The 22770-nt window shown below is 42.4% G+C and carries 19 protein-coding genes; 14 read left to right on the top strand and 5 right to left on the bottom strand.

The window, feature by feature from the left end; translation table 11 throughout:
- The first annotated feature begins 12 nt into the window (after positions 1-12).
- From V7K49_RS21805 to V7K49_RS21795, 3 genes are all read left to right on the top strand, one after another.
- Positions 13-573 carry a DUF1269 domain-containing protein gene (locus tag V7K49_RS21805; RefSeq protein ID WP_335207419.1) on the top strand — a complete coding sequence of 187 codons (561 nt, stop codon included), beginning with the start codon at positions 13-15 and terminating at the stop codon, positions 571-573.
- Between the two features lie 8 nt (positions 574-581).
- Positions 582-1517: an NADP-dependent oxidoreductase gene (locus tag V7K49_RS21800; protein ID WP_335207417.1), complete on the top strand. Its 936-nt coding sequence runs from the start codon at positions 582-584 to the stop codon at positions 1515-1517.
- 203 nt (positions 1518-1720) lie between these two features.
- Positions 1721-1978 (top strand): hypothetical protein, encoded by a 258-nt coding sequence (locus V7K49_RS21795; protein WP_335207416.1) that lies wholly within the window; start codon positions 1721-1723, stop codon positions 1976-1978.
- Between the two features lie 69 nt (positions 1979-2047).
- On the opposite strand, the gene V7K49_RS21790 is transcribed toward V7K49_RS21795, so the two are convergent.
- Positions 2048-2209: a hypothetical protein gene (locus tag V7K49_RS21790; protein WP_335207415.1), complete on the bottom strand. Its 162-nt coding sequence runs from the start codon at positions 2207-2209 to the stop codon at positions 2048-2050.
- A gap of 344 nt (positions 2210-2553) precedes the next feature.
- On the opposite strand from V7K49_RS21790, the gene V7K49_RS21785 reads away from it, so the two are divergent.
- From V7K49_RS21785 to V7K49_RS21765, 5 genes are all read left to right on the top strand, one after another.
- On the top strand, positions 2554-3177 hold the full coding sequence (locus tag V7K49_RS21785; protein WP_335207414.1) for a Uma2 family endonuclease: 624 nt from the start codon (positions 2554-2556) through the stop codon (positions 3175-3177).
- Between the two features lie 87 nt (positions 3178-3264).
- Positions 3265-4209 (top strand): fatty acid desaturase family protein, encoded by a 945-nt coding sequence (locus V7K49_RS21780; RefSeq protein ID WP_335207412.1) that lies wholly within the window; start codon positions 3265-3267, stop codon positions 4207-4209.
- Positions 4210-4336: 127 nt separating this feature from the next.
- Positions 4337-5596, top strand: coding sequence for a bifunctional sterol desaturase/short chain dehydrogenase (locus V7K49_RS21775; RefSeq protein ID WP_335207411.1), 1260 nt, complete (start codon positions 4337-4339; stop codon positions 5594-5596).
- 96 nt (positions 5597-5692) lie between these two features.
- Positions 5693-6010, top strand: coding sequence for a hypothetical protein (locus tag V7K49_RS21770; RefSeq protein ID WP_335207409.1), 318 nt, complete (start codon positions 5693-5695; stop codon positions 6008-6010).
- 5 nt (positions 6011-6015) lie between these two features.
- Positions 6016-6438 (top strand): HNH endonuclease, encoded by a 423-nt coding sequence (locus V7K49_RS21765; protein WP_335207407.1) that lies wholly within the window; start codon positions 6016-6018, stop codon positions 6436-6438.
- 221 nt (positions 6439-6659) lie between these two features.
- Here V7K49_RS21765 and V7K49_RS21760 read toward each other — a convergent pair whose 3' ends face one another.
- Together V7K49_RS21760 and ahcY are read right to left on the bottom strand one after the other, a co-directional pair.
- Positions 6660-7094 (bottom strand): GxxExxY protein, encoded by a 435-nt coding sequence (locus V7K49_RS21760; RefSeq protein ID WP_335207406.1) that lies wholly within the window; start codon positions 7092-7094, stop codon positions 6660-6662.
- Between the two features lie 766 nt (positions 7095-7860).
- Positions 7861-9138, bottom strand: a complete 1278-nt coding sequence (gene ahcY / locus V7K49_RS21755; RefSeq protein WP_335207405.1) for an adenosylhomocysteinase — start codon at positions 9136-9138, stop codon at positions 7861-7863.
- Between the two features lie 592 nt (positions 9139-9730).
- On the opposite strand from ahcY, the gene V7K49_RS21750 reads away from it, so the two are divergent.
- The 4 genes from V7K49_RS21750 to V7K49_RS21735 all read left to right on the top strand — a co-directional run bounded on the left by V7K49_RS21750 (position 9731) and on the right by V7K49_RS21735 (position 17208).
- Entirely contained in the window at positions 9731-11389 is a 1659-nt protein-coding gene (locus V7K49_RS21750) for a mechanosensitive ion channel family protein (protein ID WP_335207404.1), read from the top strand.
- Positions 11390-11820: 431 nt separating this feature from the next.
- Entirely contained in the window at positions 11821-15174 is a 3354-nt protein-coding gene (locus V7K49_RS21745) for an efflux RND transporter permease subunit (protein ID WP_335207403.1), read from the top strand.
- A 448-nt stretch (positions 15175-15622) separates the two neighbouring features.
- The gene (locus V7K49_RS21740) at positions 15623-16060 is read left to right on the top strand and encodes a DUF6918 family protein (protein ID WP_334960748.1); all 438 of its coding nucleotides are present in this window, start codon (positions 15623-15625) and stop codon (positions 16058-16060) included.
- A 233-nt stretch (positions 16061-16293) separates the two neighbouring features.
- Complete coding sequence (locus V7K49_RS21735) at positions 16294-17208, top strand: M23 family metallopeptidase (protein ID WP_335207401.1); 915 nt, start codon at positions 16294-16296, stop codon at positions 17206-17208.
- A gap of 365 nt (positions 17209-17573) precedes the next feature.
- Here the strand turns inward: V7K49_RS21735 and V7K49_RS21730 are convergent, their stop codons facing one another.
- Positions 17574-18341: a circadian clock KaiB family protein gene (locus tag V7K49_RS21730; protein WP_334724484.1), complete on the bottom strand. Its 768-nt coding sequence runs from the start codon at positions 18339-18341 to the stop codon at positions 17574-17576.
- A gap of 243 nt (positions 18342-18584) precedes the next feature.
- Positions 18585-19859 carry a type IV pilus twitching motility protein PilT gene (locus V7K49_RS21725; RefSeq protein WP_334870556.1) on the bottom strand — a complete coding sequence of 425 codons (1275 nt, stop codon included), beginning with the start codon at positions 19857-19859 and terminating at the stop codon, positions 18585-18587.
- 734 nt (positions 19860-20593) lie between these two features.
- Between V7K49_RS21725 and V7K49_RS21720 the strand changes: the two genes are divergently transcribed.
- Both V7K49_RS21720 and wecB read left to right on the top strand, forming a co-directional pair.
- The gene (locus tag V7K49_RS21720) at positions 20594-20968 is read left to right on the top strand and encodes a hypothetical protein (RefSeq protein WP_273769148.1); all 375 of its coding nucleotides are present in this window, start codon (positions 20594-20596) and stop codon (positions 20966-20968) included.
- Positions 20969-21246: 278 nt separating this feature from the next.
- Positions 21247-22377 (top strand): non-hydrolyzing UDP-N-acetylglucosamine 2-epimerase, encoded by a 1131-nt coding sequence (gene wecB / locus V7K49_RS21715; protein WP_335207400.1) that lies wholly within the window; start codon positions 21247-21249, stop codon positions 22375-22377.
- Positions 22378-22770 lie beyond the last annotated feature (393 nt).

The raw sequence follows: 22770 nt of genomic DNA, 5'->3' as shown, positions 1-22770 counted from the left end.
AGGACATTAAATATGGCGCTAGAACATAAAAATGCAGCCGGGATATTTCCTGATCGCCAAAACACTGAGTCAGCCCTTGATCAACTTAAAGCGGCTGATTTTCCGATGAACAAAGTTTCAGTTGTTGGTGAACACGTCAATTCAGAAGATGTGACGCTTAAAGCAACAGAGGCAACCGTACAGTCGGAAGCTCAATTTGTCCGCGATCGCACGATCGAGCGGATCGAGCATGGGGCGTTAGATGCTGGAAGTTGGGGCAGTATTATCGGCTTTTTAGGAGGTGGACTATTAACCTTAGCAATTCCAGGCATTAGCTCGCTCGTCTTGGCTGGAGCCAGAGCTGCCTCGGTGGGACTGGCGACAGGAGCCTTTTATGGAGCTGTAGCAGGCGGCTTACTCGGAGCCGCGATCGGCACGAACATCCCAGATGAGCAAGTCAAGCTTTACAACGAGCGGTTAGCACAAGGACAGTATTTGATAGTCCTTGAGGGAACGAACGATGAACTTCAACAAGCTGAAACCGTTTTGAAAACCCAAGGGATTCAGGATTGGATCATTTTTGACACACTATAACAATTTGGATGACTAATATGATACAAGCAATCCGCGTTCATAACTATGGCGAGTCAGACGTGCTGACACTGGAAGCGATCGCACAACCCGAACCACAACCGAATGAAGTACTAATTCGAGTTCAGGCGGCTGGAATCAATCCGCTCGATTGGAAAATCCGGGCAGGCTATATGAAAGAAATTTTTCCAATGCCTTTGCCATTTACGCCTGGAATGGATGTCGCAGGCATTGTGGAAGCGATCGGTGCGGATGTCAAAGCGCTCCAAGTCGGTCAAGAAGTTTATGGCGAACTGAGAATGGGAGCTTATGCCCAGTTCGCAACGGCTCCAGAAGATGCGATCGCGCCCAAGCCTAAGACGCTCGATTTTGTGCAAGCGGCATCGGTGCCGATGGTCGCAATGACAGCCTATCAAGGGCTGTTTGATCATGCTGATCTCAAGCCAGGTCAAACCGTGCTAATTCATGCTGCATCGGGCGGAGTTGGCATGTTCGCAGTGCAATTTGCTAAATGGAAAGGAGCGCACGTTATTGGAACTGCCTCAGCTGCGAATGCAGAATTTGTTCAATCTCTGGGTGCAGATCAAGTGATTGACTACAACGCCACACCCTTTGAACAAGTTGTTGAGAATGTTGATGTAGTTCTAGATACCTTAGGCGGTGACACGCAAGCACGTTCTTATTCAGTGGTGAAGCCGGGTGGCATTCTGGTTTCAACCGCCGCTCCCCCCAATGCTCAAAAAGCTCAAGAACGAGGTATCCGTGCAGAGATGATGAATATGAAACCCTCAGCCTCGCTGCTGGAGGAAATTGCTAATTTACTTGATTCTGGGCAGGTTAAGACGCTTGTTGCTCAGACGTTTTCTTTGTCTGAAGCCCGTCAAGCTCAGGAATTGAGTCAGGGCGGTCATGTTCGGGGCAAAATCGTGCTGCAAATCAATGCTTAATCCTTTATAGAACCCATTTAGTATCTTTCTTCACGAAATAGATGGATGGCTTTCAGGCAATCCTCGATCAAGTGATTTAACAACGGAATCAGGATTGTAGAACTATAGATCCCAAATGGGTTCTATGCGTCCCAAAGAATAAAACCTAGACACCTGAAAGGCTTACGCAACCTAAAAATATCTCAAATGGGTTCTACACATCTTTGCTGGTATTCCCCCAAATAGCATTACAGCAGCTAAGACAAGGAAAGGGATTAAAATCTCCCGGTTTGAGCGTTATCCAGTTTTTTGAGGGAGTGATAGATGAGATGAACTCACCCACTGATGAGCAAGCAGCACTGATCAAAATCACAATGGAAGGTAAAAGAATGAATTACCCAGAGAGGCATGACCAAAAGAACCTGCTGAACTTACACAAAGCTAAAATTCACTTGGAAATGGCTATTGGATTACTCAGCTAGTAAAGCTAATTTTTAATCACTAACTCTTGACTCCCTTCATTTTAGAGGGGAGTTTTTTATGTATCATAGTTATTTTTGATACTTCACTTCCATTAACTTTCCCATAATTGCGATCGCCTGGGTTGGGTACTTGGTGCGATCATAAATCCACAGTCTCCAAACGTCGAAAATCCGTAGTGTGACACTTGAGAGTGTAGAAACTAGAATATTCCATACAAAAACTCTGTTCACGAGTATTAAAGACTCGTTAACGGAGTTCAAAGACTCATTCACAAGTATTAAAGACTCGTTAACGGAGTTCAAAGACTCATTCACGAGTATTAAAGACTCGTTAACAGAGTTCAAAGACTCATTCACGAGTATTAAAGACTCGTTAACGGAGTTCAAAGACTCATTCACGAGTATCAAAGACTCGTCAGCGAGTATTAAAGACTCATTTACGAGTCTTATTAATTACTGATTGTAAATATTCTCCGCATCCTTGTGTCCCCACCTCTGGTGCAATACGCTTAGAAGAATAAACCTTTTTTCTTTTCCTCTGCCTCCCCTGCTCTCCCTCCCTGAGGAATAAAGCCATGACTCAAGCTTTACGCAAACTAGTTACATTCGATGAATTTGTTGCTCAATACCCAGACAACCCACAACGACGTTATGAACTCCATGATGGAGTAATTGTTGAGATGGCACAACCAACAGGAGACCATGAAGAGGTAACAGGATTTTTAGCCACAAAAATCACTTTAGAATATAGTCGTTTAAATCTTCCTTATTTCATCCCAAAAACAGTATTCGTCAAACCACTCGAAAACGAATCAGCTTATTCACCAGATGTCCTAATACTAAATCAGCCTAATTTAGTAAACGAACTTCTATGGAAAAGAGCATCTACTGTAAGCCTTGCTGCATCTATTCCTTTAGTGGTAGAGGTAGTGAGTACTAATTGGCGTGATGATTACCACAAAAAATACGCTGACTATGAACAAATGGGAATTCTTGAATACTGGATTGTGGACTATGCTGCATTCGGTGGTAGGGAATTTATTGGCAAGCCAAAACAACCTACTATCTTAGTTTGCTGTTTGGAAGAAGGTGAGTATCTAATTAAGAAATTTCGGGGTAATGACCGTATCCAATCACCAACTTTCCCAGAGTTGAATTTAACCGCAGAACAAATTTTTCGCGCTGGTGTGGTGAGCTAAATTCATCGTGTCTATTAAAATTACAGCAGGAGTCAGGAGTTAAAAGGCAACCCACGCGCAACTGTTCACGCCGACCTACTTAAAATTATGTCTAATAAAGTAATTATTAAATCTAAATTATTGGAACCCAAAGCTGATAATGAGCAAAAACTCTACCAAATTCTCACTATACAGGAATTAAGTCTTCTAAACGATCGCTCCAACTCCAAAGGACTAGTTCAACTGGCTTTTCATCTCACTGTTATGGGTTTGAGTGGCTACTTATGGGCAACAAACTTTGGCAATTGGTCAGTGGCTATACCAGCACTGGTAATCTACGGCTTCAGTCTGGCTTCGATGTTTGCACCGATGCATGAATGTGTTCACAGAACAGCTTTTGCTAACAATCGTTTCAATGATGCTGTAGCTTGGTTTTCCGGCTTGCTCTCATTTTACAACAGCACGTTTTTTCGTCGTTATCATAAGTGGCATCATCGCTACACTCGTGTTCCTGACAAAGATCCGGAATTGACCGATCCCAAACCGAGCAACCTGGGTAAATACTTGTTGATAATTAGCGGTTTCCCGTGGTGGTGGGGTAAAATACGTGGGCATTTTCAAGTTGCGATCGCTCAATTTGACGATTTTCCATTTGTGCCAGAAGCAGCACGAGCCGAAGTTATTCGCTCCACACGTTGGCAATTAGGTATTTATGCAGGTGCGATCGCTATCTCAATTGCAGTTAGTCAACCTTGCTTTTTCCTCTATTGGCTGTTACCCCTGCTTGTCGGTCAGCCGATTCTGCGGTTTATTCTGTTAGCAGAACATACAGGTTGTACTCTTGACGCAAATCTGCTCACGAATACGCGTACAACGCTGACCCTCTGGCCGGCACGATTTTTCATGTGGAATATGCCATTTCATGCAGAGCATCATTTGTACGCATCAATTCCGTTCCACGCCCTACCAAAAGCACATCAGCAGTTGAGCAAACACTTTACCCATATTGAACCTGGCTATCTGAAAGTCAACTGGGAGATTGTGGCTAAATAGGGGTAGTTGGTAGGATGACAATAAGTATATTTGATTTTTGTTTGCTCTAGGCTCGACCTTAATGCACCTTTATCAGATGATCATGAAGAATGATTAAGAAAAACGAGTATAGACAAACGTGATAAAAATGCTATCTGAAAACTTGATTGGAATTGAAGCAAGATTACAAATTAATTGGGTTTGGCTAAATGCCAGCTTACAGTTTGCTACTTGGGGACTTTTTTCACTTTTACTCGCTGAGGTCTTGAGAGACAGCTACCATGCTTTGTGTCACCAAGTCAATTGGCTTGCTAAATGGCACAACAAGCACCACATGGCCTATCGCCGGGATTTATCGATAGTTTCCCCGAAAGTTTACCAAGAATCCCAGCTCTATCACGACATTTTAGAGTCAAGTCTACTGCTGCTGGTATTGGTAGTCATTGCCTTAATTGTCCAGCAAATGGGGTTATGGCTGGGAGTAGCTTATGCTTGCACCTTTTTATATGGCGCGTCCTTGCGGTATTTCCAGGGAAAAATTGATACAGACTACAACCACTTACCCGGCCCTTTAGAGACAATTCCATCCATTTGGTGGGTGAATCGGTCTTACCATTGGCGGCATCATTTTGATGATGTCAACGCTTACTACAGTGGTGTCTTTCCCCTAGTGGATAAAATTCTTGGTACAGGACTGTCCCTCAAGGGGAAAACCGTCGCTTTAACCGGAGCATCAGGAGCGCTGGGGCAAGCATTAACGGCTGAACTTGTAAAAAATAATGCTAAAGTCGTGGCATTAACCACCAATCCAGAAAAATTTGTAGAGCAAGTTGGGGTGAAAGTGGTTCCCTGGCAGTTAGGTAATGAATCAGAACTGAAGAATAGTTTAGAGAAAGTAGATATTTTAATTATCAACCACGGAGTCAATGTCTACGCCAGCCGCACACCAGAGGCCATCAACTCCTCCTATGAGGTGAATACCTTTTCAGCATTGCGGTTGATGGATGTATTTTTGACAACTGTGACAGGCCCACAAGCAAAAGCGACTAAGGAAATCTGGGTAAATACGTCTGAAGCTGAGGTGTCTCCAGCCCTGAGTCCGCTTTATGAAATCAGCAAGCGATCGCTAGGGGATATTGTTACCCTCAAGCGTTTGGACGGGGATTGTGTAATTCGCAAGTTAATTCTTGGCCCGTTTAAGAGTCAACTGAATCCTTATGGAGTGATGTCTGCACAGCAAGTTGCTCGTGCTATCTTATTTTTGGCACGGCGAGACTTCCGAAATATTATTGTGACCATAAATCCTCTCACCTATCTGCTGTTTCCCTTAAAAGAAACTAGTACATGGCTATACTATCGAGTCTTCAGCCGAACAGCGAAAAGTGAACACGACTTACACAAACAATAGCCGAAACCGTGATTTTCAGGTAGGGGCAATTCATGAATTGCCCCTAAGCAAGTGTGGTTTAGCTATACTAAAAATTAAGTAATCCTTACAAAAATTATGACCAAGCAAACAAATGCTCCTCCTGCTGTTGATTATGCACCCCTGGAATTACAAGGAGAGTTAATCGCTATGCAAAAATTAACTATTGAGGATTTATTAACTATCGGTCAAAGTCAAGTTCCAGAAACTCAACAAGAACTACATTTAGAACTTTTAGAAAAAAATCAAAATCATCAATTAAGTGAATCAGATAGATTATTGTTGCGATCGCTCCGAATGAGTGCTGACTATTTAATGTTGAAAAAAGCTTATGCTTATGCACTTTTACAGTGGAAAAGCTATTCTCTTCCAGATTTTGAGGAATTAGTAAAGTAATAGCAGTGTCATCTATTCCTAAATCTATTCGTCAACAAATCATTAATGAAGCTGGATATAGATGTGAATATTGCTGCACATCTAGCCGTTTAATAGGTATGCCATTAGTAATGGATCATATTTTGCCCAGTTCATTAGGCGGAAGTGATGAACGAGAGAATTTATGTGCTTCTTGTTATCGTTGTAATGAATTTAAAGGAGCAAAAATAACTGCTAATGATCCTGTAACTAATGAATCTGTATCTTTGTTTAATCCTCGTCAAGAAAGATGGTTAGATCATTTTCAATGGGCAAATGGTGGTACTCATATTATTGGGATAACTGCTACTGGAAGAGGAACAGTTTTAGCTTTAAGATTAAACAATGAAGATATTGTGCAAGCTAGAGCAATTTGGATTAGTTTAAATTGGCATCCTCCTAATGATTAATGATGTGAATATTTTTGGTTTTTGGAAAGTCCTGGCGATTAGAAATCGCGGCTATACAAACGAAGTCCACCTGCGTGGACTAAAAATAATATTTTTGAACCCGCGCACCATCCGGGTTTTGTCTGTGTAGACGCGAATTGTATTCCCTGAGTATTAGTGTCAGTATTAATTTTTGATAAATTCAGCGAACACTTGAAGAAGCTATTTTGTACAGCATGATGTTATCTTATCCATTCACTAGGTGTTAAAGCTAGAATTAGACCATTAATTTTTGGTAAAAGATGCTGGTTTATATCTAGCTCCCCACTTTTATAAAGGTAGATATAGAGAATTCCCCACGGAATGTTGCTTTCACGCATATAGTGTTCTAGTTGTAAAAGACCACTACGATATCCTTGTTTGCTTCCTTTTAACTCAATGATTACTTGCTCTTTTTTATTGGATACAATTAAATCTACTCTTAAAAATTTTCGTGAATCTATAGATGAATTGGATGTAAGCTTTACTTCCGAACGAACCTCAAGATTAGGAGCTGCTGAAGCAAAAAATCCTGACAAAGCACCAATAATTTTTGCTTCAGTCTGTCTTGCACTTTCATTACTACCAGTCCAATGTTGACGTGAAAACTCTTTTAGCAATTCAACTGTTAAATCCAAAATGCTCCCTTCATAACTTGAAAGTCGTGTTTTAATGTCAGAATGTTTTGTTTCAGTTTCTAATTTTGTTTTATTGTAAGATAGAGACTCAGAAATTTGGTCAAGTACGAGACAGGCGAAAGCAGATACAGAAACAATTGCTAAAAATGCTTCATTTTCATCAAAATCAAGTTTTTAATCGTGACTAGAAGGATTTCTCCATTCAGTTCTATAATTAGTAAACTGAGCTAAAACTCGTTGGCGAAAAACTTTATTCTTCTCAAAATATTGTTCAATATCGTAAGGGCGCTCTCTTTCGGGATCTTTACTAGCCAAAACTCTATAAGCTTCTTTAAGACTACCTTCAAATGCTTGGTTAGTTCGGTAGATTGAGTCAGTAAAAGCCGTTTCCTCATTTTGCTTTTGACCACGCAGAAGATGACCAGAAGCAGTTTCAATATGAAGAAGAACTGCTTTTAATCCAGGTATATGATCGCCCTCTTCAAGCGAATCAATTTTAGAACGTAATATATCAAGGAGATATATCGGAGTGATTTTGGTATATGTGAGTAGATGTGTCTATCTAGTAAAATATCGGGTAATACAGCATTATTTGTGATCTTGAGGATACCAGAGCTATTATAAGCTATTGCATATTTACTCTTTTTCCTTTCTTCCTTCGCGCTCTTCACGCCTTCGTAGTTAGTTAAATAAATCCATAATGCCAAACAAAAAAAAAAGGGATAAGCCCAAAAGCCTATCCCCAAAAAAATCAATTAATCAATCATCAAGTTCCAGTAGTCCAAGAATTGGTGTACTCAATTTGATCTGGTGTTAGCGTATCAATCTTAATTCCAATCGCCTCCAACTTTAATCGAGCAATTTCTTTATCCACATCAATGGGAATTGAGTGCAAACCAGGTTCTAACTTACCTTTATTCTTCACTAGGTATTCAACAGCTAAAGCCTGGTTGGCAAAGCTCATATCCATAACCGCGCTGGGGTGTCCTTCCGCAGCAGCCAGGTTAATCAAACGTCCTTGTCCGAGAACGACAACTGATTTACCACTTTGCAGTTTGTACTCTTCGGTGAAGGGACGAACTTCCTTGATTTCCTTAGCTTGAGAAGCCAAGTATTTCAAGTCAAGTTCAATATCAAAGTGACCGGAGTTACAAACGATCGCACCGTCTTTCATTACATCGAAATGCTCGGCGCGAATTACGTGCTTGTTACCAGTAACTGTAACAAACAAGTCGCCAACTTTAGCAGCTTCTGCCATTGGTAAGACGCGGAAACCATCCATTATGGCTTCAATTGCCTTGATGGGGTCAATTTCGGTAACAATCACGTTACCACCCATGCCACGGGCGCGGAGGGCTGTACCTTTACCACACCAGCCGTAACCAACTACAACTATGTTTTTACCAGCCAGCAGAATATTTGTGGCGCGGATAATGCCGTCTAAAGTCGATTGCCCAGTACCATAGCGGTTATCAAAGAAGTGCTTGGTATCGGCATCGTTGACATTCACTGCGGGGAAGGTGAGAACGCCATCTTTGAACATGGCCCGGAGGCGCACAATTCCCGTTGTGGTTTCTTCAGTGGTGCCAATCAAATCAGCAATTTGGTGTTGGCGCTCTTGGATTAATGTGGCAACCACATCGCTACCGTCATCAATAATGATGTTGGGGCGGTGATCTAGGGCGATTTGGACGTGGCGGCTGTAAGTTGCGTTATCTTCGCCTTTTTGAGCAAAGACGGGAATTTCATGATCGACGACGAGACTAGCTGCTACATCATCTTGCGTTGATAAAGGATTGCTAGCAATTAGAAGCGCGTTTGCACCACCGGCTTTCAGAGCGATCGCCAAATGTGCTGTTTCGGTTGTAATGTGGGCGCAAGCCACAAGGCGTAAGCCAGCAAAGGGCTTTTCTTGGGCAAAGCGATCGCGGATTTGCCGCAAAACTGGCATCTCGCGTCCAGCCCATTCAATGCGCTGTCTTCCCAAGGCAGCTAGGCCGAGGTCTTTAACCTCGTGCTTTAATCGGGGAGAAGTTGCGGTCATCAAAAGTTACCTCAAAAAATTAAAAATAGCTACGTAAAATTTACGCACTCTACTAGGTTATTCTACTACTGGCGATTTTTGCTTGTAATTAGCAAACTACTAGCCAAACAATTTTGGATTTTAGATTTGCAATTTTGGATTGAAAGAGACCACAAGGATACTTGGCTCTGATGATTTTAGATTGACGATAGCGCAGTGTTAGCGGGTTATCGAGCGGATGATTGGATTTGTTCCATCCACAAGGGGTGGGGCTTGAACCAATTTTCAATTCCAAAATCCAAAATCTAAAATCTAAAATTGGCACGGTCAATAGTCATCAAAACTAGCTTGACGTTTGATCAGCATAATGTCAACTTCATCTCCAGCTTCTTCCTTTTTGTTTTATCTTTGGTAAGAGTAAGGCTGTTCTCCGCCTTACATGCTGATTTTAAGTACATTGTCATCTTTCTAAAGATAGAGGACACCAAAAAACATCAAAATTTAATTATCTAAAGGGAAAACCCAACTTTAGATAGGTACATTTACTAAAATTCATTGAGGAGGATGGTTATAGAAGTAGTAACTAGTAAATTTTACTCAAGGAGGTGTTTAAGTGCGCTTTCAATTTTTGGCGATCGCTAGTTCAATGGTCATAGCCGTTGTATCTGTGCCAAAAGCCACAGCCCAAATTCCTTTGTTACCGCAGCTGCAAGCTCCCAGCAGCGTGAGTAATGATTCAAATAATAGAGTTGTTTCAGGCTGGATTTATTTAGATGGTCGGCGGTTATTTCAGATAGCGGCATCAAAAGCCAACTTTCCTGAGCGTTCAGAAGATATTCAAAAGAAGTTAGAGAAAATTAGCCAAAGTTACATTAAATCACCACCAAAAACAGCAGTCAAGGTAGAAGTTCGCAAAGTAAACGACTTACCAGTAATTTATGTCAACGACCAATACCTGATGACCATCACTTCTGAAGATGCTGGATTGCGAGAGGTAGATATATCGACATCGGCAAATCAAATAAAGGAATCGTTACAAGAAGACTTGCAACAAGCAAAGCAAGAAAGACAAACTCAATCTATAATCAACCAAGGTAAAAAGGCTGCGGGCACTGGACTGGCAATGATGATCATGAGTTTGGGGATATATAGCTGGCAGCGGCGCTCCAAAAAAGATTTATTACACCCCATTGCTTCCCAACCCCCCATAGGGCCCCTAAACTCCCCAATTTCACCAGCAGTAGCAGCAGCTCAACCAATTGCAACACAACTGAATCAACGGCAAAAGCAGCATCTCCAAGAAGTAAAAAGACGATTGTTTGAGCTAACTCAAGCCGGAATTTGGGGAGGTGGAAGTTTCTTTATTTTGGGTCTATTTCCCTATACACGACCATTTCAGGTAGGAATTCTCACAGCCGCCCAATTTCCTTTGCGATTAGGTGTCGTGTTCTTGGGAACCTATGTAGCGATCCGTTTTACCTACGCCCTGATTGACCGCTTCACCACCACTCTGATCAGCAGTGGTGCTTTACTGACTCCAGAAAGTTCTGAACGGCTGCAACTGCGAGTTTCTACATTTTCTGGCGTGACTAAAAGCATCGCTACTGGTATCTGGATAGGAGTAGGCTTCTTGCTAGCGCTGGTGTCATTGGGGATAGATATTGTTCCGTTGCTAGCGGGTGTGAGTTTAGTTGGTGTTACAGTGTCTCTGGCCTCACAAAACTTAATTAAAGATGCGATTAACGGTTTTTTGATCATTCTAGAAGACCAGTACGCTTTAGGCGATGTGATTTCTGTGGGAGACGTGGGAGGCTTAGTAGAAAATCTGAATCTGCGGATGACCCAACTACGGGATTCGGAAGGGCGCTTGATCACGATTCCCAATGGTGAAATTAAAGTTGTTGCCAATCTTTCTAGTCGTTGGTCACGAGCCGATTTAACAATCCCGATCGCCTACCAAGCCGATACAGAACAGGCTTTGAAATTGATTGAAACTGTTGGTTCCCAGATGAATCAAGAAATACAATGGCAGTCTCAAATTTTGGAGCCGCCGCAAGTTTTGGGAATAGATCAATTTGGCGATCGCGGTTTGATTATTCGTGTATGGATTAAAACACAGCCTCTCAAACAATGGGATGTAGCACGGGAGTTTCGCCGCCGCCTAAAAATTGCCCTAGACCAAGCTGGAATTTCTATTTCTGTGCCTCAACAAGCAATTTGGGTGAATGATGATCATTTGTTAAATTTTCATGAGAATGGCAAAGATAATTAGAAATTTTAATTCATTACCCCATTTTTCAGTTGATTAACCCAAACCCAGACCTCTCTCCTGGTAAGAGAGAGGTTTTGAATCTGCCTCTTCCAGCTAACAAAAGTTTTCCGCTTCCCTGTCCCAATACGCTTGGGTTAAGCATTTTTTGTTTCCCCCTGCTTCCCCTACTCAAGAACAGCTTGCCTCAACAGATAATTTTCCTTAACTGAACTGTATTGTTCCCTGTGCTTCTTGGAGAGGTTTCTCGGTTGGATACAATACACAGTAGGAGATTATATCTTTACATTGGTGTCAACTTCAGGGAAAACATACCCAATATCCAGTACTCAGTAAGCAATTTTGCGCGATCGCCAACACTAAGCCTTAATAAATCCTTATTATTAATAACAAGCTACTTCGTCCGTAACCAGTATCAAACTTTTCCTTGATTTATGTTTGTCAATACCTTCATCAGACGTCCAGTCCTGACGACGGTCTGTACGTTCATCATTTTGCTGCTGGGAAGCATCTGTATTCCGATCCTACCGATTTCTCAGCTACCAGACCTCGCTCCGGTGCAAATCACCGTTAGCGCCAACAATATTGGTGCGGATGCTCAAACAACAGAAAGTACTGTCACCAACATTATTGAGCGACAAATTAATGGTGTTAAAGATGTATCTTATATATCTTCTAATACGGGTAATGATGGTTTTAGCAATATAACTGTCTCCTTTCCAACTAATGTCAATAGCGATATTGCTCAAGTAAACGTTCAAAATAAAGAAGGACTTGCTGACCCTCAATTGCCAGATACTGTTCAACGAACAGGTGTGACCGTTGAAACGGCATCGAGCAGTCTGCTTCTCGTCTTTGGGTTTTACTCAGAAAATAATGAGTATGACAACATTTTTATTAGTAACTATGTTGATCTGTTTATTTTCGATCAGATCAAACGGCTTCCTGGTGTAGGAAAAGCTACGATTTTTGGAGAGCGCAAATATGCCATGCGTCTTTGGCTTGATCCCAACAAGCTTGCCCAACATCAACTAACTCCTCAAGATGTGGTAACTGCCCTGCAAGAACAAAATATTCAGGTGGGTGCAGGGGCGATTGGTAAGGAACCAGCACCAAATAATCAAAGCTTTGAATTTGCTTTACGGGCAACCAGTCGATTTAAAGATGCGGCTGAATTTGAGGATATGGTGCTAAAGGTAAGTCAAGGTGGCACTAATAGCAACACTAATAGCAACACTAATAGCAACACTAATAGCAACACTAATAACAGCACTAATAGCACCCTAGTTAAGGTCAGAGATATCGGTCGAGTTGAACTGGGAGCAGAGAGCTATCTCGCTGATGCCAAATTCACCCTACCAGGAAGTACTCCCAAGGCAGCCGTGGGTTTGGGGATATATCAACTTCCGGGTAGTAATGCCCTGGACGTTGCCCATGCTGTTGAAGAGCAGATCGCAACACTATCGAAGAGTTTTCCACCTGGACTAAAAGCACAGTTGGCATTTGATACCACTCCATTTGTAGAAATTTCTTTAGAAGAAGTTCTACACACTCTGGTTGAGGCGATTATCCTGGTGGTCTTGGTAATTTTTGTCTTTTTGCAAGACTGGCGAACCACGATCATTCCCACTGTTGCGATCCCCGTTTCCCTGATTGGGACATGTGCGGCTCTGTTAGTTTTAGGATTTCAGATTAATACACTGACCTTATTTGGTTTCGTCCTGGCGATCGGTATCGTCGTCGATGATGCCATTATTGTGGTGGAGGCAGTTGCAGTCAAACTAGAGCAGGGTATGAGGCCCTTTGATGCTGCTGTCGAAGCTATGAAAGAGTTAACTGGGGCAATCATTGCCACTTCACTTGTACTCATGGCGGTATTTATTCCAGTTGCATTCATTCCGGGCACTACTGGGATTGTCTACAAACAATTTGCGTTAACCGTTGCTTGCTCCATTGGCATCTCGACCTTCAATGCCTTAACCTTCTCTCCGACTATGGCAGCCATCCTGATGCGCCCAGCTCAGACTCCACGAGGCCCTTTAGGCTGGTTTTTTACGCAGTTTAATCGGGGATTTGGCTGGTTCACGCGCCGCTATGTCGGGTTTGTTAGCTACCTTACTCATGTCAAGCCGATTGTAATTGGGGTTTTCATTACTGGTTTAGTAGCAACGGTTTTGATGTACAGAGCAGTGCCTACCGGATTTATTCCAGAGGAAGATCAGGGTTACTTCTTTGTAATTGTCCAAGGGCCTGATGGGGTTTCTTTGAAATACACTGAATCTGTGATGAACAAGGTTGTCAAAGAAGTAACATCGCTTCCCGAAGTTCAAGCTAGTTTTATGATCAGTGGTTTTGGTTTCGATGGCAATGCTTCTAATTTAGGCATTGCCTTTGCTAACCTCAAACCCTGGAAAGAGAGAACTCTAGAATCTCAGTCTGTCTATGGAATACTTCAGAGGATGAACAAAAAGCTCTCTGCAATTACAGATGCTAGAGCGATCGCTGTGAATGCTCCTCCGGTTAGAGGGCTAAGTACTACGGGTGGTTTTGAGTTTATCATTCAAGACAAAACCGGAAGTGCGCCGATTCAAACTCTGGTTGATACTGCTAACAAATTCATTGCGGCGGCAAATAAAAAACCTGTTTTACAACGAGTCTTCACTCAGTTCACCGCAGATACTCCGCAATTTGACATCCAAGTGAACCGCAACCAAGCCAAAGCTCTCAACGTCGAGATCAACGACATCTTTGGGGCATTGCAAAGTTACTTGGGGTCGCAATATGTGAATGACTTTGTGCAGGGACAGCGACAGTATCGAGTATATGTCCAAGCAGATGGAGTGTTCCGCTCTAATCCAGATGATATTGGCAAGCTGTATGTTCGCTCTGCAAGTGGGGCGATGATTCCGTTGAGCAATCTGGTGAAAATCACTCCCTTTGTGGGGCCGAAAACCATTTCGCATTATAACTTGTACAGGTCAATCAAAGTCCAGGGCGCTCCTGCTCCCGGTTCTAGTTCTGGAGAAGCAATTAAAGCGATGGAGCAAGTTGCAGCAGAGGTTTTACCTCAGGGATTTGGTTACGAGTGGACAGGGACTTATCTCCAAGAGAAGACATCTGGGGGAGCTACAGGTCTGATTTTTGGTTTAGCGATCATAATTGTCTTTCTGGTGCTATCGGCTCAGTATGAGAGCTACATTGACCCGCTGATTATTTTGCTGACGGTTCCCTTAGCAGTCTTAGGAGCGATGACAGCACTTTGGCTACGTTCCAATATTTTCATGGCAGGTAGCCTTTTCCCCAAAGTGGTGGATGATATATATTGCCAGGTAGGTCTGGTGACTTTGATTGGTCTAGCCGCAAAGAACGCGATTTTAGTCGTGGAATTTGCCAATCAGCTGCATGAGCAGGGCATGAGCTATACGCGGGCGGCGGTGAAAGCGGGGCAAGAACGTCTGCGACCCATCTTAATGACTTCCTTTGCAGCGCTGTTAGGATTTTTGCCCTTGGTGATCTCTCAAGGGGCTGGAGCCAGCAGCCGTTGGTCTTTAGGGACAGCGCTCTTTGGGGGGCTGATGCTTTCAACGTTCTTGAGTTTGTTCTTAGTGCCAATTCTTTACATCTTAATCAAGACCCTGGCTGAGGCTATATTTTCTCAGAAGCGATCGGGAGGTTCAAAGCCTCCAGATTCTCCTAATGAAGCTTCGGCATCTGAACATAAAGCTCTGCCTGCTGGCTCAAGTCAGCCAGAGACACAACTCAGGTCTCAGCAGGATGGGATAACCTGACTTTTGCGATTCGCCCTATCTACGAAACCCTACGCGAACACAAAGGTTGTGTAATAACCAACCACGCCACAGTACTTAAATCCCCTCTAGTTCCCCTTCTCCCAACTCAGGAAAAGGGGTTAGGGGATGAGGGCAACCCAAGAAGGCTTACCAGCGCGAGTAGTCTGTGAAGTTTAAATTTATACGTAAGCAAGTTCGTAGTAAGGACTTAAGTCCTTATTTTCTAAGCACTAAGGAGGAGCATTTCAATGAGTGTAAAAATACGCCTGCCCTGACGAATGGAATTCACGCGCCACTTGAGGCCAGTCCGCTCAAGTCGCCAGACCCGCCCACAAGGCTGGCTCCTCTACTTGGGAAGACCCCAAACGCGATAACATTTTCTGTAATTTCCTGCTTGCTAAAAAAATTAGTTGAATAAAAATTAAGTACTTAGATAAGGAAGAGTGAAATGGGACTTAGCGAGGGACTTTTGAACCCGACCAAAAAGGCTATGGTGATAAATGACTGTTGCAAGATGATCGAAGGACAGCTTGCATCCAAGTCAGGTATGAGCGGTATCGCGTTGAAAACTGCCTTCGCCGCCCTAAAGGGGGTCAAGCCAGGGTATATCCCTTACGTCGTTGAGCAGATTCTGCCGCAGTGCTTCACAGCACTTGATCCCATCTGGAATGAAGGCGTAGAGAAAGGCGATCCAATTGAATACCTTAGTGGGAATCGCTCTCATACAGCAGACGCGCTACTGGGTGTCACCGATGCTAGAGCCAAGAACGTAAAGCGCCAAATCGTGCGAGGAACCTATGAAAAACTTCGCGGTTCAGCCAAAAAGCACGTAGAAGAAGCAGTGCCAGACTTAGCCAAAGTAATCGATAATTACACGAAGTCCTGAGCCAGAAGGAAAGAATCACAATAAACGTATGCCGCCGTTCGATGCGTCGGTGGCTGGCATACGAGGCAGATATTACACTTATAGCTCCAAAGTGTTTGGCGAAGGTCTTAGAGATGCCATAGCTACTAAATAAAAAAAGTGCAGTATTTAATTTCCTGATATTTTCCGAGTTAGGTTGAAACAGCAAATAATCAGAAACTATCTGAATTATTGTTTTAATAGGCTTGCAACTCATGAAAAAAGTTACCGTTTTTCCATACTGCACTTATGGACTAATTGGGTTAATATCCTTAACCCTCATATTAAGTACAACTACATCTGCCCTAACACAGTTAGCAGACGATTCCCCAATTGGACAAACTCCTATCCCTGCTTCTAACTTAATATGGCCGACTCAAGGATTTATTTCTCAAGGCTTCCACAAATATCAACATGAAGGAATTGATATTGCAGGGGCATCTGGGACTCCTATTGTTGCTGCTGCATCCGGTACAGTTGTTAAAGCAGGTTGGGATGATTGGGGATTAGGCAATGCCATAACTATTAAACATCTCGACGGCAGCATTACTGTTTATGGTCACAATCGCCGTTTGTTGGTGAGTAAAGGTCAACAGGTCATTCAAGGTCAAATTATTGCTGAGATGGGATCTACAGGCAATAGTACAGCACCTCATCTGCACTTTGAAGTTCATCCAAATGGTCAAATAGCAGTTGACCCCCTTGGTCTGTTGACATCCTTAACTGCAAGTGTTGCTCCTGCTTCTAAAGTTCAGCAAGTGGATAACCCGAACCGCCCAGTCACGACACCCCCACTGGCAAAGCAAGTTTCATCTTCACAGCCAATTCTAATAGATTTTGCACCTGTAAGCACTGATACTGAATGCAATGGAGTTACCATCATTGAGGGTGAGACTGCAAGTATTCGTGTAAAAGTCTGTGAAGAAAATGGTCAGTTATTTTATATTGGGCAGTTGAAACAAGACCCAAGTAAGCCTATAAAGATATCAGCTTTGAATATTGGCAAAGGTAGATATCGAGCCGATAATGGTAGTTTTTATTATTTAGTCAGCCCTGAAAGAGTGGAAGTTTGGCGAAATGGGACTCAGATGCGTTCTGACAGATTTTATACTTTAACAAAATCGCCCTAAAGTTACCATCCAATATTTGTTCACAACTATACTGTTACTGTATTGCAAGCGATCGCTTGAGTTGATCAATTTGCTAAGTGAGTCCATAATTATCTGTATATTGCTGTAGCGATTATCAATTGCGATGCGATCGCAGGAGTTCCGTTTATGCCTGTAGCTCTTGAAAAAACATAAGCTTAGTACAGACTTTCTTTCATTCCTAGCGAAAACAATTGCCACAAATCAAACCTCTGCGTTACCTCTGCGTTTCACTTTTAACCCTCAATTGTCACAGTTTTACGCCAAGCTGTATCTAACTAAGTTCACAGGGATGTCTGAATTGGGCTATGCTTATGCACTCCCAGTAGATGATATCGTTATAAAACTTAAAATTTTTCCTTAGCAGCTAACATCTGTAAAATCTTTTCTACATGATCCAACTCTCCAACGATTCGCCGAATTGGATGAGGCCAAACCTTGACAAGGGTAGGAGTTGCAGAAACCTGATTGAGTTCTGCTTGTTCTGGATGAGTTAAAACATCAATCACCTTCAAAGTATAAGGGTGTCCGAGCGATCGCTCTAACAATTCGTGTAAATTTTGGAGAATGCGTTCGGTGGTACTGCTATGTCCTGCAACAAACAAGCGCAGAACATACCCTTGTGTGATAACTTCCTTTTTTTGTACTATCACTGGTTGGTTGTATTTTGGCACAGGTTCAGAAAGGTCTAGACGGACAATTAAATCGTGATCTTCCCAAAGCTGCCCAAATGAGGAACGATAAGTTGTTAACACCATGCGATCGCACAACCCCTCTTGCCAGGGAGCTGCTTGCCATACTAACTCCCCTGTGCCAAAAATGGCATTAAGCAAAGCTTGATGTCTAATTACAGCCGGATAAGCTTCAGCAAAAGTTCGCACTTGTTGAGTGCGCGGATCTAACCAGTGGTCAATAGTCGCAGTATAACAAGGCACTAAAAAGTGCGGTGGCTCTGGTAAATCTAGGATTTCTTGCAAAGCCGAGCACAAATGCAAATGCCATCGACCTTGCTTGCTAGGGTCGATGCAGTAAATTAAATCTCCTCCAGGTGTAAATAGCGCAATGCCTTTAAACAACTGGGGTGTAGATAGTTTGTTTGTCGTCAAGTTATTCACAGAGGCTAGGGAACTAAAAGTAAAAAATTCTCTCTTTTACCTTTTACCTTAGCTATAACCTCAACCAGGATCACCTAAAAAATTGGGAACCCATTAAAAATCCCGTAAATCTCGTTTCCACTCCCTGACTGGAAATGCTTTTGATTGCGGTGCCGCTAGAACCGGAGGCGGAACCTCCAAATAGGCATTCCCAGTCTCCGACTGGGAACAAGACAATCATCTTCATTGCGAAGAGGAACTGACTTAAACTCGACCTCGGAGAAACTGCGCCATTTCGTTAGGAGTTGGTGACATTTCCAAAGCAGTTTCTTCAGTAATCCGACCGTCTTGATAGAGATTGAGCAACGACTGATTCATCGTAATCATGCCGTCAAAACCAGCTTGTTTCATCAACTCGCCAATTTCATCATATTTACCATCTTTGATCCATTCTTTAATTGCCTCAGTGTTAATCAAGACATCGTGGAAAGCAGCCCGTTTCCCGTCAGTTGTGCGGCATAACCCTTGGGCAATTACTGCCACTAAAGACTCAGAAATTGCCACCCGCATTGCATCCTGTTCTTCACCAGAGTAGAGATTGAGAATCCGCTCAATGGTTTTGACAGCACTATTGGTGTGCAGGGTTCCCATGACTAAGTGACCAGTCTGAGCAGCTTTTAGGGCGGTGTTAACTGTTTCCTTATCCCGCATTTCTCCCACCAGAATTAAATCTGGGTCTTCCCGCAAAGCTGCTTTCAAAGCGTTATCAAATTTCCGGGTGTGCATTCCCACTTCCCGCTGTTTGACTAAAGACTTGCGGCTTTGATGAACAAATTCTATCGGGTCTTCAATGGTAATGATGTGCTTGGCCATCTCCTTATTGATGTAGTCAACCATCGCTGCCATTGTGGTGGACTTACCAGAACCAGTGGGTCCAGTCACCAAAATTAAACCTTTGTGGTGATGACAAATATCCCGAAAAACTGGAGGTAAATTCAACTGTTCCATAGTTAAGATTTTCAGCGGAATCAACCGCAAGACCATTGCAGGCCCTTTGAGGGAGCCAAAAACATTAATCCGCACGCGAGCAAAGTCATACTGAGTTGCTCCGTCAAATTCTAAATGTTCTTCAAAGCGCTGAATTTCCCCCTCAGTCATCACCTCCCGCAACCAATTCATCAAAGTTTCTTTATCTATTTCTGGATGATCGGTTGATTGAATTTCTCCTCGGTTGCGGAAGCGGGGTACTTCACCTACACCCAGGTGAAGGTCAGAATATCCCTGATCGTAAGCTTCCCTAATTAACTGCGCCAAAGTCAGTCCCGGACTGCTGTTTTTAGGGCGAACTGAACTAGGTATGGGCGGTGGACTACCCGGACGATGACCTGCAACAGGAGGGTTGGTGCTTCTATCCATTGGCATATGCAATGTTTGTGTCATCTGCCGCTGCGTACTAAAGGTTGGCGGTGGTGGCGGCATTGGTGGCAGGTTACGTTCGGTTGCAGAGTTAGAATTTAATGGAGACTGTGATTCTGTCATATATCTTCACATTTGGCAGTTAAAAAGTTGAATTAGCGAAAAGTCTAGTCACTTGCTTCGATGACTTTTGGAGAATGCTTGCCTACAAGCCCTAGCGGTGATGGGAGGCGATTGAGACTCTAGAACCACGGTCAATCCATTTCATCCACCTCAATTAGTATCTTTTTTTCCTGAGATTCCACTACTCAGAAGATTTAGAGAAGTTATTTATCCTATCTAACCTGGTTTAACACACGCAATGACTCAAAACGCTTCAGTAAAACTATTGAGATAATTAAGTATTTTTAAATACAAAAAATAAAACATAAATATTCTAAGCCTTTAGATGAGAAATTTATCCCAGGCATGGACACAAATGGACAGCAATTAACAGCACAAAGACTAGCAGATCATTTATTCAGCCCATCGATGAATTATGAGAACCACTATTAATTTTTATAAGAAATGTTAATTAGAATAGGAGCAATATCCAGGGGATCAAGGTTAAAAGCTCATACCTTTTAGGTTATATACCTGAAGAGAGATGCAGAAAACAAGTTTTTTTAATAGATACAAACTTGATTTTATATTCCACAATTACAAAAAAATAACTGTAAAGTTTAGTAAATAAATGCTCATTTTTCCGATTAGTTTTTATATACTGAATTTCACTGAGAAACAAATTCAGTTTACTCGCCAAAAGCGAAATATGACTGAAAATTAAAATTTGCTGTGTATTTTTAGGAGGAAAAGTCATGGTTTCTGCTCAAAGCTCTAATCAAGGAAAGACCTACTCCTTGTTGATGATTAAAAGCTTTTTAATATGGACTTTTACATTGGCAGTATGCTTGTTGGTTGTCGGTTTTCCACTAGTTGTCTTGATGGCTACAGTCGGATGTCTGTTGTCAATTGTCTTGCAATCGGTGATGCCTGTTAGTGCTGTTTTGCTTGTAGCAGGCGCTTTAATCATGTTTAATGTCATGGCAGTTGTATTGGCTGCGGGTGTACTAACTCTTAAAGGAGTTCATCCTAATGAAATTAAATGGTTAAGCTGGCTGCATGGAGAGGCAGACCAAATGCAGACTACTGTTTACGCTGCTTGCCCTTTAACTTGTGAGATTAAAATATAGTCATTACAGGTGAATTCGACAAACAAACAGTGCGTCTGCCCGGTTAAGCCGGGTTTTTTCATGCTTTTTGTGATTTAAACATCGGAGATCAAGATTTAGTAATTAGAGTTTTATTCAAGAAATAGTACATTTGCCCGGTTAAGCCGGGTTTTTTCATACTTTTTATGTGATTTATCCTTTTATATTTATGATTTGTGTGATGATTTACCGCCAACTATTGACTATTAATCATAGACCATTGACTATAGCCATTGGCAAATGACAGATGATTATGACTAATGACTAATCAAAAACGGGTTTACATTATCTTGGGTACTCGGCCGGAAGCGATTAAACTAGCTCCGGTGATTCAGGTTTTCCAGAAGTCTTTAGCTTTTGAGTCGCAAGTAATTCTAACTGGACAGCATCGGGAGATGGTTGAGCAAGTTATGCAGCTGTTCAACATCAAGGCAGATTATGACTTAGAAATTATGCAGGTTCAGCAATCTCTAAATGATATTACCTGCCGCAGTTTACAAGGGTTAGAAGGGTTATTCAGGAAGAAAAAGCCAGATTTTGTGGTGGTGCAGGGAGACACTACCACGGCTTTTGCGGCAGCTTTGGCAGCTTTTTATCAAAAAATCCCTGTTGGTCATGTAGAAGCAGGGTTAAGAACGGATGATATCTTCAATCCTTACCCTGAAGAAGCTAATCGGCGGTTGATTTCTCAAATTACTCAGTTGCACTTTGCGCCGACTCCTTGGGCTGTGGAAAACTTGCATCGTTCTGGTGTTTTGGGTGAAATTCATATGACCGGTAACACGGTAATTGATGCACTTTTGAATGTAGCTGCAACCCAAGCAGTTTGCAATGTACCAGGCTTAGACTGGGATTCATATCGCGTTCTGTTAGCAACAGTTCATCGTCGGGAAAATTGGGGAGAACCTCTGTTAGCGATCGCTCAGGGGTTTTTACAAATTTTAGATAAGTTTCCTGATACAGCTTTGCTGCTACCATTGCACCGTAATCCGACAGTGCGAGTCCCATTACAAGAGCTTTTAGGGAATCATCCCCGAATTTTTTTAACAGATCCTTTAGATTATGGCCAACTGGTGGGAGCAATTGGGCGATCGCATCTTTTGCTCACTGACTCTGGTGGGTTGCAAGAAGAAGCCCCCAGTTTGGGAAAACCAGTACTGGTTTTGAGAGACACCACCGAAAGACCAGAGGCTGTTGTAGCCGGTACAGCCAAACTTGTAGGCACTACAAGTCAGAACATTTTTGCAGCCGCTGCTGAGTTACTCAGTGATCCAGATGCTTATGAAGCAATGGCAAATGCAATTAATCCCTTTGGAGATGGTCATGCAGCAGAGCGCATCTTGCAGATTGTACAAAATTACTTGGGTCTTTCATTAGAAACATTAACTTAGAAAGTTACATTAAACAAAGTGCAAAATTTCTGTTTTTTAGGGTACATAAAACCCAATACAGTTCAGTTAAGAAAATTTTTCCTTCTCTTTCTTCTCTCTGTGTTCTCTGCACCTCTGTGGTACCCTACGGGAAGCCGCTTTGCGTCTACGTTAAAAAAATGACTTTTACAAAGACTGCTAACCTTAACTGAACCGTATTGACAAAAAACCGGCTTTTCTCCCGGTTTTTATTTTTTTAGTTAGATTTATTTCTGGAGTTTAGACTAAAAGCGATATGAGAGAACGCAAATCAAAAGGAATTAGAGGTTAAAAATACTATCTTGTCAGTCTAAAAACATCCCTGACCTTTAACAATTCTCGCGTAGTATGCCTGTCAGGAAATAATACAATAAT

Origin of the sequence: Nostoc sp., assembly GCF_036919675.1 — a bacterium.
Classification (GTDB): Bacteria; Cyanobacteriota; Cyanobacteriia; order Cyanobacteriales; family Nostocaceae; genus Nostoc.
The sequence above is the reverse complement of the archived record's forward strand: the minus strand, read 5'-3'. Positions and strand labels throughout refer to the sequence as shown.